We start from the raw sequence: 11,994 nt of genomic DNA, 5'->3' as shown, positions 1-11,994 counted from the left end.
TAAGGGCATGAACGTTTTGATCAATTCAACATGAATTGTTTCGTTATATAACTTCTTTTCTAACCAAGGAACATATCATGGATTTAATAGCTGACCGGATTTAAAGGGGTTCAAATACTAACTTAAAACCTTTTAGGCGCAGACTTTGAGTTCCTGAGTTCATAGTAGAAATTACGCCTAACGACACCTCGGTTTCGTTATTAATTGTAAAGCTAAAGCCAATATCCTTTCCGTTCAAAGAGTTATCGGTAAACTTTGCATAGCCTAAACCCGATTGGAAATATGCAACGTCAGGCAACGAGTTTCCTATAGCGGCAGTTAAATAGCTGGAAGAAATTTCAAAATCAATATTCTGCACCGTTGCAGAAAAAGTATACTTCCCAGGTGGAAGGTTAACCGTTTGATAAATTTTTCCATTGCTTATCGGAGGTGTACCCCAGTATTCCAGCGACAATGTGCCATATCCTGGAATATTATCGAATCCACCAAAACCTCCCTGATTTTTAACCGCATCATTTGTTACCCAATCTTTAAGATTGCCAAACCGCCCTCCAGGATTTAGTTCTGAAGAAATAAAAGAAAATCCAGGATTTTTTAAATATATGGACGTAACATCTGCTATCACACTTTTGACTTGACTGGTTGAATAAAAAGTATCAATGGAATAGGGCTCAGGCTTATATAAAGTTCGCATTGAGAATTGACTGCCGCTTTTATAATTAGCAAGAGTAGTAAACATTTCATCAGGTGGTACCAGCACTTTTTCTGTTTGTCCTTCAGCAGAAAAGTATGTCACTTCTGTTGCCAGGGCAGATTGATCTGGTGCGTACCAGGATATGAGCACGTCAGACTCTACTTTTTCTGCCCGCTTAACCAGCCGATTTAAAAGGGCCTCCTCATAGGTATTACCATAAACTGATGCCTGATGATTTACTTTTACAGAATGGTTACTATTCCCGTCAAATGTTATAATTTGAAAATTAAGATTGCCTTCAGGAAGATTTGAAATCATGGTGCGAATTGTGTCAACGCCCACCGTACGCTTTATAGGCACCACCACTGAATCTGCACCACCATTCCAGTACACATGTGCTGATTTAACATTAGGATCTGCGGTTATCAACCACTGCATTAACACACGATTTCTGCCTGGAAATGTACGTACTGAATCAGCCTTTCCAGTATATACTAAATCTTTTCCGTTCATATACTGATTGTAAGCGTCATATTTAGTGCAGCTATTCGCTCCAACCAGCATAAAGCAAACCAGGCAGGCACATACGCCTAAGTTTTTAAGATTCATTATAAGCATTCTTCTGTCATTTAATTGTTATTAACGAGATTGTACTTGCTAGTTATTGAGCATTGCCCCAGAAAGTCATTTCAGAAATATGACTAGCAATACCACCACTCCAGGTTTCCAGTATTTTTACTCTTATATACCGAACTTTAGGCGCCGATAAAGGAATATTGGTTTGTTCGCCTAAAGCAGCGGCTGCAATATCTTCCGCAGTATTATCTCCAAGTGAATTTTCAGAGGGTTTTACAGATACACATGAAGCTAAAAGCGTCCAGTTATTCCAACTGCCATCAGCAGGCGGTGCATCTGACCCCCAGATTTCATATCTTTTGGGATTACCATGATTGTATAAATAGGAACCGGAGCGCTGCCATAAAGTAAAACGGCTCAATTTAGCAAGTACCCCCAGATCAAATGTAATATGCATCGGCATTTGTCCGTCAGCAGAATGCCACATTACGCCATCTGGGGCTACCTTACCGTCCCAAAGATTAGGAATAGGTAACCCCCAGCCATCCGCGATATCTGTTGGTAATAAGACTTGCCTGAACAACCCTTTATCCAATTGCTTCTCAAAAATTGGCGTAACTGTCGTCTGAAGTGTATCGCTTAAATTATTCCACCTGTCTCTCAAATAAACTCCAAACGTTGTTTGTTTTGATTCAAACCCTCTTGAGGTAAAATTTGCATTCCTGACCTTCGTGTAAAATGTTTCATTATTCACAAACTCGCCGGTTGAATCTTTATAGCAAATGACAACAGCCACATCAGCTGCTGTAGGATTGGAAAAAGTAACATTGATTCCCCCAAAGTCTTCTCTGGCCGCAAGCGTTTGGAAGATCGATAAGACAGGAGGTGTCAATGCCCTAACTTTAATAGTCTTAGGTTCAGATCGAACTTCACTGCGGCTGACTGTACGGATATTTACTACATATTCGTCAGTGTCTGCAAAGCCCTCTAATATTAAATTGTTGGTATAATAGGATGCCTTCACGCTTTTAGTGTCACCCTGTTTATTAGTATAATCTCCTTCAACATATAATATATCTGAGTTAGAAGGAAGATCGTATGTTAGTTTTATCGCACCGGGCATACTTTCAAAACTTACGTTAGATACCGGTTGCGGCATAGCTTCATTATTTTCGATAGGTCCGAGCTTATCTTTTTTGCAGCTTGTAAAAACAAGTATACCCGCAAGTGCCAATATTTGTATCTTCTGCATAATCTGTAGTTTTAGATTTTACCAACCTGGGTTTTGAATTAGATTTGGATTTACAATAAGATCATACTGCCGTAAAGGCCAGAAATAATCCCTTGGCGCCTGAAATTTTTGCTGAAATAGCAATTTTTTACGATAATAGGAAGCCGCATCCGATTGCTCAATATCCCATCCATACTGTGGTGTATTTAACACTGTTGCGGCTTCTTTCCATCGGCGCAGATCCCAAAAACGGTGGCCTTCAAAAGCAAACTCTATCAGCGTTTCCTGATGTATAATGGAACGAAGCCCTTGTTTATTTAAATACTTGGCAGGATCAGTAGAAAAGTTTGTCCAGGACTCAATTACCCCCGGTAAACCAGCACGGAGCCTTACGCGGTCCAGGTAAAGTAAAATATCAGCGGCACCAGGTCCTTGCCACTCATTTAAGCATTCTGCATACATCAGGTATAAATCAGCCAATCTTATAACTGGCCATGGGTACTGTTCGGTAGAATGTGCCTGACCATCCTGAATAACGTATTTCCAGCTTACTAACTTTTTAGTAAAATACCCGGTTATTGAATACCCAAAAGCAGCTTTTCTCGACTGTAGTTGGCCTGCCTTTGCCTGTACCTTAAAGGTTCCGTTCTGCATATACCAAAGGGAACCATCAAAAGCCATGTTTGCATAAAACCGTGGTTCTCGTTCAAAGTTGAGGCCCGCAGTTACATAACCATCCTGAATATAGTGAGAGTCCGCCGGAGCGGCAGTTTTCAACTCCAGCCTGTTACCAAAATCCCAGGTTTTGTCTTCATTTATGGGAACACCATTTTTGGTGTAAAAAAGCTCAGCCATTTTAAAGCTTGGAGCAAGCTGCCCAAAATTACTTTCATTACTCAACCGGTTCGGATCCAGCCTTGGCATACATTGCTCCTGAATTGAAGATCCCGTTCCGTTTGTAAAGCCCCAAATTAGTTCCTGGTTCCATTTTTCACCAATAGCATTCCTTATGTCCATTTCCTTTCGAACACGTGAGGAAACATTGACCAATGGGTCATTAAAATAATAAAGCTTTAAACCTGCTGCTTCACAAGCCTCTATCGCTTCTTTACATGCTCTTGCTGCCCTTTCCCATTTAGAAATATCCATTGTTTGCGAAAAGTAAGAAGTGCCGTCTTCTGTAGTAAAAGACCTATAGTCTGTATTCCCGTTAAAAAGCGGACTGGCGGCAGTTGTCAAAACTCTGGCTTTGGTGGAAAGTGCTATTAGTTTAGTTATTCTACCCAATTCAGTTGTGCGATTCTGAATTACCACCGGTAAGTTAGAAGCAGCGGTATCAAGTAATTTAACAATATAATTCACTACTTCATCTATAGGTTGTCTTTCAACCCGAACCTCCTCTGTAGTCGCATCTATCGGCAGATTTTTGTCTATAATTGGTATCGGCCCATACATCCGTAGCAAATAGAAATGATAGTATGCCTTTAAGAACTGGGCTTCCCCAATCCAACGTTGTCTCATATCTGCTGTTAAATCTGATATTTTATCAGAATTACTTACATTTTCAAGAAAAATATTACAATCACGAATGCCTATAAATGTCGGCTTTCCATTCTGGGTTCCACTCCAATAGCTCAATAAGGGATCGTTAACACCTTGATTTCCCCGGGCAATATTTTGAGGCGTTGATGGTAATCTGCTTAGAGATGTTATAGGCCAATAAGTCCAAAATTCGTCCCCGGCCAATAAACCCGGATTTTCATAAATGTAGCTTTCCTGCGGAAGCTTTGAATATAAAGTTGCCAAATATTTCTGGGCTTCATTTCTGTTCGCAAATGCGTTTTCAATTGTTGCAACATTATCCGGAACAATATCAAGATAATCTCTTTTGCAGCTACTCATGCATGCTAAAAGTATAACCCAAGTATAGAATATATATGATTTCATATAGTGATTTGCTTTTAATTTTAAAAACCTACTTGTAAACCTATGTTGATTACTCGTTGTACGGGATATGCCAGGCCATTGCCTCCCATTTCAATGTCCCACAACTTAAATCCGCTTATATTTAACAGATTGGTTCCACTTAAGTAAACCCGGCAGGTATTCATATGTAATTTTCGCATCGTCTTATCACTGAGGGAGTAACCTAATTCCGCGGATTTTAGCCGGAGAAAGTCACCCCTGCGCATAAACCAGGTATTTGTTTGAATATTATTCTGGATCAAATTGTCACTCAAACGCGGCCAAAGCGCATAAATGTTATTATTATCCTCAGACCAATGATTGTCTGCATATACCTTTAAAAGTGCATTTTGAGCAAGAGTTCCCGACACATTTTCTGTAATAAAAGGACTTGTCGCTCTTGCATCAATCCAAAAGGACGAACGGGCTGATCCTTGAAAAAACATTGAAAAATCAACTCCTTTATAGCCGGTCGAAAAACCAAATCCATAAATTATTTCAGGAACTGTCGGTAAGCCTATAGGCACCTGGTCCAAATCTGTGATCTGTCCATCTCCATTCACATCTCTGTACTTAATATCTCCCGCCTGATACAGGCCGTAGTTTTGTTTAGGTGCATTTTCAACGTCATATTGATCAATGAATAGCCGTTCTGCTATAAGGCCATATACCTGATTGAGCGATTGCCCTGTATGATATTTATACGATTCGGCATATTGGGGCTCTTCATATTTTGTAAATTCACTCCTGGCGAATGTGAAATTGCCCTGGCATTGAAGCCAAAGGTCATTTGTAAAATTCTTTTTGTAGCTGGCTGATGCGTCAACTCCAAACGCCTTAGCTTCTCCCACATTTGCGCGAACAGGAGCGGTCAGACCCATAGAGACGGGAATTGCTGAACGATCCATCAAAATATTATCTCTCTTTTCGGTAAAGTAATCCACCTGAAGTTCTAAGTCCTGAAACAGCCCTAACTCGATTCCATAGTTAGTTTTGTAAGAACGTTCCCAGGTTATATTTCGGTTGTCATAACGATTAACTGTTATACCAGGAATAAATGTATTAAGGTTTTCACCAAATGTTGCGCCAACACCTGTGTTATTCATATTAATATCACTGAGATAGAAAAATCTATCATCAGCACTTCCAATCGCATCGTTCCCAACAATACCATACGTTGCTTTCAACTTAAGTTTGCTAACAACAGGTTTGATATTTTCCCAAAATTTTTCGTTTGAAATAAACCATCCGATACCAGCAGCAGGAAAGAATCCGTATCGTTCTGTTTTATAGAACCTTTCTGATCCATTATAACCAAAATTGGCTTCCACCAAATAACGGGTATCGAATGAATAAGTGAATCTGCCCGAAAAGCCCTGATTCCGATATGGAAGAGATTTCTGCAAGGTTCCCTGGTTAGCAAAAAGTTGTTGCCTGCGTTGATAAACAAGTAAACCTGCAAACTCACCTTTGCGTCCGATACGTTTGTTATAATTAGCCGCTGCTTCCAGATAAGTTGCAGTATTTATATCACGGGCTCCCTCATTATAATTTAAATACTCTGTAGCGGTATTTTCATTTAACAAACCAATGTTGTAAGTATTAGTTATCCTGTCATACCCATAACTTTGGTAATAAAAAGGGTTATAGAACCGGGATACATCAAAATATGAATAACGAGACGTATTGAAGAGCATCCGGGCCGATAATCCTTTGGTTATAAAATTCAGGTCTTGCTTAACCTCAAACTGGGCATTCATAGTAGATCGGGAATAATCTTTATATCCTTTTACCATATCCGCATAGGGATTGATATAGGTTCCCTGATCTGCGTTTCCAAAAAGTATATGTTTTGTAGTGGGTTGAAGGTCGCTTGGAAAATAAGCAGGAAACAATACAGGATTAGAACGTAATATTTTGGAATAGACGCCACTACCTCCATCCAAAGGGCCCCTATAGTCATCAAAACTACCAGACAAACGTACGATCACTTCTGTAGTTTTGGTCATATCTATGTTAATATTGGATCGTAGCTGATATGATTTCAAAGCAATATTACTGTTGAAATTATTTCGCTTATCAACTTGCAGAATTCCATTATCCTTATTATAAGTACCCGCTATATAGTATCGCGCAATTTTACCGCCTCCGTTCGCATTAAAATTCATGCGTTGGTTATTGGTACTGCTTTTTATTAGTTGGCCCAGCCAATCATTTGCCGGGAAAACATAAGGATTGACATTTGAAATGGTGTTATCAATTTTATTGCTGGAGTATGGCAAAATGCCTAATCTGTCTCTCGTCAATACAGCTTCATTATGCAGCTTCATATATGTCACCGGATCTGCCATTGCAATATCTCGCGTATTTGAAGAACGGGAATTTTCAATACGTATCGTAATTCTTGCCGGGCCTTCCGCACCAGCCTTGGTCGTTACTAATATAACTCCATTGGCACCTCTTGCGCCATATAATGCTGTAGCTGTAGCATCCCTCATAATGGAAAAACTTCCTATATCATCTGGTTGAAGCCGTGCCAGATCTGTAGCAGTAACCTCAACACCATCAACCATAATCAAAGGGTCTTTTTTATACCCGAAGGTGGTAACTCCTCTTATAAAAAAAGATGCATTGTCCAATCCAGGCTCTCCTGTTCTCTGGTAGGCTATAACACCTGCTAACCTTCCGGCAAGGGCAGTTGTTAAATTACTTGATGGTACTTTCAATTCTTTCGGATCTATTGAAGTAATTGAGCTAACCATACTTGATTTCTTTTGACTTCCATAAGCTACGACAGCAACGTCCTCCATAGAATTGGAAATCATATTCAACTGAACCAGCGCTGGAACACCTTTGTCCAGGGTAATCTTTTTATCAATATACCCAACATATGAAAATATCAGTGTCGCCTTATTCTGCGCAAGTTCAAGTGAGAACTCACCTTCTGTATTAGTACTGGTTCCCTGTAATGATCCGTCTACACTTATCGTAACCCCAGCCAACTGTAAACCGCTCAAACTGTCAACTACTTTACCAGAGAATACTGTTTGACTTTGAGAAAAGGTATTGTCCGGCAACAAAAAGAGAAACATCAACACCAATATGCTATCTCTTTTCAAAAACTTACAGTCAAAAGACTGAACCAGCGTATGGAACAGTTTGTGAACTTTAACCGCAGAAGAAAGCATAACATGCAGCCCTCTGCCACAGAGTAGACATTTCATTTTTTCTACAAGCATTTCAATTTTAATTTAGTTAATTAAGTTTATCTCGTTTGAGTATATGTCAAAAGCGGACAAAATAGATATAGAACAGAGCTAAGTATTTTTATACCAATTTATCCAAGCAATCGCTTCCTATATGCAATCTGTTTATATGCGCAAATGTAAAACAGCACACAGCGTTTTTTTTTACAGTAAAACGACTTTGCATTATACAAATCCGACTTCAAGGTATTCAATGCAATTATTAATAAAGTATTGGAATTATCTTTAGGAGCAACTTCCCATAAGAATAACCATGCAATTTGGAGTTATAGAAAAGTTGTTTAAACTTTTAATTTTTGAATATAATAGGGTAGTAAAAGCGAGCCAATGTAAAGCCATCCATGTAGTAATTTTCCTCTCATACCGCACCAGCATGGCTTTATAAGCATCAAGCCATGCATTGGCATGTTCAATTTTTGTTCTTTGCTTGTAAAGCACTTCATCAAAGTATCTTATTCCAAATCATCCTGTTAATATTTCGCTTATTCGTTTTTGCATTTAGTTCTATGCCGTTTTGCTCACATAATTGTCGCATTGATTCACTATCAAATCCGGGATCTGTATTTTAAAAAAAACATTCATATCAATTCCTGCCTGTTCTAAAACTGATATCATTTCTTTGAGGATAGATTCGATATCATACAAGCATTATGCTGTCCTTGCTTCGGTGCTCCTACTACCAACATCTGTCCCGTATTGTCGCTCAAATATAGACTGTTACTGGTTTTGGTGGCTTTTTCGCTTGATAACCTGCCGCTTCTCCACCTCGTTTGGCGGGCGTATGACTACCATCTAATTGGGCACTTGAAAGTCTATATGCCCTTTGTTTAATGACAGTAAATGAACCCAGGCTGCTTTAAATGAACCGTCATTACTCCACTTGTGAAAATAATAATACACCGTTTGCCAACCGGGGCCATCATCCCCAAAATATTCTTTCACACTCAGCTCCCGCCACCGGCAGCCTGTCTTCATGCGTTTTAAAATTAATTTAATCACTTTGGTTAAATCCCATCTTGTTTTAAAGCCGCGTTTTCCTTTGCTTAAATGAGGTAGAATCCACTGTTCTACCATATCTTCGTCTATGATAGAAGCTTTAGAGATTCATGTATGACTTCAAGTTCCTCGGAAGTTAGCTCTGGGGATTGTTTTTTAAGTTGAACCAATACATTTTCTCCGAGCTTTCTAAAAAAATTTTTTTCGCTTGTGTTTTTATATACAAAAGGAACAACATTGTAATTGTACTCCTTTCTGAACTTCCATTCGGAAATAAAATACCTATTGTCATTATCTTTATTATAATTGTCTTGGAAGGTTTCGAGCATTGCAACGCTAGCACTTGGCAAGCAATAAAAGACTGGATATAGAGGTAAATTGGCTCGCATCATCTTTGTTGCCATATTACGAGGTGGATGTGAGAACTCTGTACACAGTGAAGCCAAATTGCTCTCCTTTTAGCTGTTGAATAAAATAAGGAAGAATACCAATTTTATCAATAAATAGCTTATTCATTTTTTTCAAATAAATATCAGGTTCGTTTTCATAGCTTATATTCTTCCAATCATAGTTTAGAAACTCTATCTTTAAAAAAGTTCTGATAAAAGGTTCCTTCTGCCATATTTTCTATTTGTTTTTTAAAAAGGTCCTCTGGTATATTTATCACACCAAGCCCTAATCTTAAAACTAGCTGGTCAGCCGGTAATTTATTTGTTTCATTAACTAATGCATCAACAGCACTATTAATTTTATCCATCGGGAATTTTCTTGTTGGATATTTAGTACATAAAAAGAATCTCCGTTACTATAGGTGCCTAAAATGCGCCGGTGTTAGCCTGAATGCCCATACCACTACCAGATCTAAAAGAAGAGGTGGCGAAGGTTTGTTTTTCGATCTGTTGCAAAAGTATACTTTGCCTGGAGCAATGGAGCCGTTAATTAAAATGCAATTGGTGAAATTGTTTGAACATTTCCAACATGAAGTTATAGAAGCTGAACGCTCCTTGGAATTACGTCTAAATGATTTTGAAAAAAAGAAGCGAGATCTGACAATTCGTCTGGGTTTGGGAGAGATCGATAAGGAAACTTGCGAACTGACTTTAGATCACCTGACCAGTGAAATTCAAATAATTTATAAGGAAATCAATACCTGTTCGGGAAAAATATCTAACCTCGAAAATTTGCTTGAAAAATCCCTTGAGAAACTTAAAAAACTTAGTGTTTTATGTGGTTTTAGCGGTTTAGAAAATAAGCGAAAAATACAAAAAATACTGTTTCCTGAAGGCTTTTATTATGATGTCGAAAATCACGAATATCTAACCAAAAAAATCAATGGTTTTGTTTTGGTAACTTGCGAATTTTCAAGGAAATACGTTGAAAATAAAAATGGGAGTTTTCAATATTCTACTGAAAACTCCCATTTTGGTACCGCGTACGGGAATCGAACCCGTGATTCATCCGTGAAAGGGATGCGTCTTAACCCCTTGACCAACGCGGCTTCTTGGTTTGGGGAGTGCAAATATAGGGAGCTGTGTTGAAGAGTGTAACTAAACGGGTAAATTTTTAATAAAAAAGTAATTGTAAGGATAGGTGCAGGTTTCAGGCTATGGGTCTTGCAATCTCATCAAGATCCTGTTCTTTGCCGATAACAGGTTTGGGGTTGTAGCCGGTGTAGCGCTACCAGGCAGGCCGGTCTTTTAAACAAAGTAAATTAGGCCTTTTCAACAAAGTGGCCGGGTGTAAAGCGTTCTACTTTTGTTTCAACAAAACAAATTAAAAATGAAACAAAACAATTACCAGGGAGCATTGCAACATCCAATCGGTTCCGGCTTCGATGCAAGATCAACCACCACTGATGTAATAAAAGGTATTGATCTTACCGGCAAGATAGCCATAGTAACCGGCGGTAATACAGGTATCGGCCTGGAAACCACCCGCACTCTTGCTGCAGCCGGTGCAACTGTTATTGTACCCGCGCGGGATGTAGAGAAGGCCGGCAGAAACCTGCAGGACATTCCAAATGTAGAAATAGTAGCAATGGACCTGATGTCGCCGTCATCTATTAACGCATTTGCCAACCATTTTCTTGCTTCCGGAAGACCGTTACATATACTGATCAATAATGCAGGTATTATGTGGGTACCGCTACGCCGGGATGAAAATGGTATAGAATCGCAGCTGGCTACTAACTACCTGGCGCTCTTCCGGCTTACCTTAAAATTATGGCCGTCATTGAAAAAAGCAAACGGCGCCAGGGTAGTCAATGTCTCTTCCCAAGGGCATCATTTCGCCCTGTTCAACTTTGACGATCCTAATTTTCTGCACAGGGAATACGAAACCTTACAAGGTTACGGGCAGTCGAAAACGGCAGTTAATCTTTTTTCTATGGAACTGGACCATCGTGCCCGCGCATCTAATGTCAGGGTGTATGCTGTGCATCCAGGATCTATTGGCGGCACCGAGTTAGGAAGAGAAGCCCCCTTAGAGCTGTTTCAGAAAATGGGTTTTGTAAATGCAGCCGGTAATATGCTGCCTGAAGTGGCTGCGGCATTAAAAACAATTCCCCAGGGAGCAGCTACAACGGTTTGGTGCGCTACCAGTCCCTTATTGAACAATATAGGCGGGGTGTACTGCGAAGACGGGGATATCGCCGTATTGTCTTCAGACATTTCTAATCAAAAAGGGGTGAATCCTTATTCCCTGGATGAAGCCGCTGCCAAAAAGCTATGGGCGCTTACCGAGGAAATGACGGATTTAAAGTTTGATGTATAAGATTGGCTCAAAGTTTTAACCGCTAACAAAACAAGATGGAGCATCTTAAAAATAAAATTGCCTTTATCACAGGCATCAACTTTTAGTGATGCCATTCAATTTTTCGTTAAAGTCATGCCAGCGGAAGTGAAAAACATCTCCTTAATAGTGGAGATTTCTTCAGGACAGACGCATCAAATCATTCATATATCGCTGCGATGCAGCTCTGTTGCCTTGATGGCTGTTTTTTTACTAATATGTCGCAGCTACGCTGCTTTATTGATAGTGATCATTGCCGCATAACGGCATCATATTGATAGAAGTCATAATAATTCTTTAGTTGCCGGAGCTGCGTAGCAGTGATATATTTTATTTCAAGCACAAAGGAATTGATGCGATCACCGGAAATTTCCAGACGGGCTTGAAAGAACCTGCAAAAAGAAGTATAGCATGAAGCGAAAATTTGAATTACACCCCTTTTAGGGGATAGGGGCAATCTATTTGATATTTTTGTA

The 11,994-nt window shown here is 39.4% G+C and carries 7 protein-coding genes and 1 tRNA gene; 1 reads left to right on the top strand and 7 read right to left on the bottom strand.

Annotated features, from left to right (window positions below; translation table 11 throughout):
- Window positions 1-100: 100 nt before the first annotated feature.
- From U0035_RS04295 to U0035_RS04265, 7 genes are all read right to left on the bottom strand, one after another.
- Window positions 101-1,258: a DUF4998 domain-containing protein gene (locus U0035_RS04295; RefSeq protein ID WP_262510962.1), complete on the bottom strand. Its 1,158-nt coding sequence runs from the start codon at window positions 1,256-1,258 to the stop codon at window positions 101-103.
- A gap of 97 nt (window positions 1,259-1,355) precedes the next feature.
- Entirely contained in the window at window positions 1,356-2,522 is a 1,167-nt protein-coding gene (locus tag U0035_RS04290) for a DUF5000 domain-containing lipoprotein (RefSeq protein ID WP_114793285.1), read from the bottom strand.
- 18 nt (window positions 2,523-2,540) lie between these two features.
- The gene (locus tag U0035_RS04285) at window positions 2,541-4,403 is read right to left on the bottom strand and encodes a RagB/SusD family nutrient uptake outer membrane protein (protein WP_245957854.1); all 1,863 of its coding nucleotides are present in this window, start codon (window positions 4,401-4,403) and stop codon (window positions 2,541-2,543) included.
- Window positions 4,404-4,468: 65 nt separating this feature from the next.
- On the bottom strand, window positions 4,469-7,705 hold the full coding sequence (locus tag U0035_RS04280) for a SusC/RagA family TonB-linked outer membrane protein (protein ID WP_245957855.1): 3,237 nt from the start codon (window positions 7,703-7,705) through the stop codon (window positions 4,469-4,471).
- 819 nt (window positions 7,706-8,524) lie between these two features.
- A complete protein-coding gene (locus U0035_RS04275) occupies window positions 8,525-8,806 on the bottom strand; it encodes a transposase (protein ID WP_114793287.1) in 282 nt (93 codons plus the stop codon).
- 487 nt (window positions 8,807-9,293) lie between these two features.
- Complete coding sequence (locus tag U0035_RS04270) at window positions 9,294-9,485, bottom strand: hypothetical protein (RefSeq protein ID WP_114793289.1); 192 nt, start codon at window positions 9,483-9,485, stop codon at window positions 9,294-9,296.
- 666 nt (window positions 9,486-10,151) lie between these two features.
- A tRNA-Glu gene (locus U0035_RS04265) sits at window positions 10,152-10,226 on the bottom strand.
- A gap of 281 nt (window positions 10,227-10,507) precedes the next feature.
- Here U0035_RS04265 and U0035_RS04260 point away from each other — a divergent pair.
- A complete protein-coding gene (locus U0035_RS04260; protein WP_114793290.1) occupies window positions 10,508-11,500 on the top strand; it encodes an SDR family NAD(P)-dependent oxidoreductase in 993 nt (330 codons plus the stop codon).
- Window positions 11,501-11,994 lie beyond the last annotated feature (494 nt).

Origin of the sequence: Niabella yanshanensis, from assembly GCF_034424215.1 — a bacterium.
Lineage (GTDB): Bacteria > Bacteroidota > Bacteroidia > Chitinophagales > Chitinophagaceae > Niabella > Niabella yanshanensis.
Note: the sequence above shows the minus strand (reverse complement) of the source record. Positions and strands in the feature narration are given on the sequence as shown.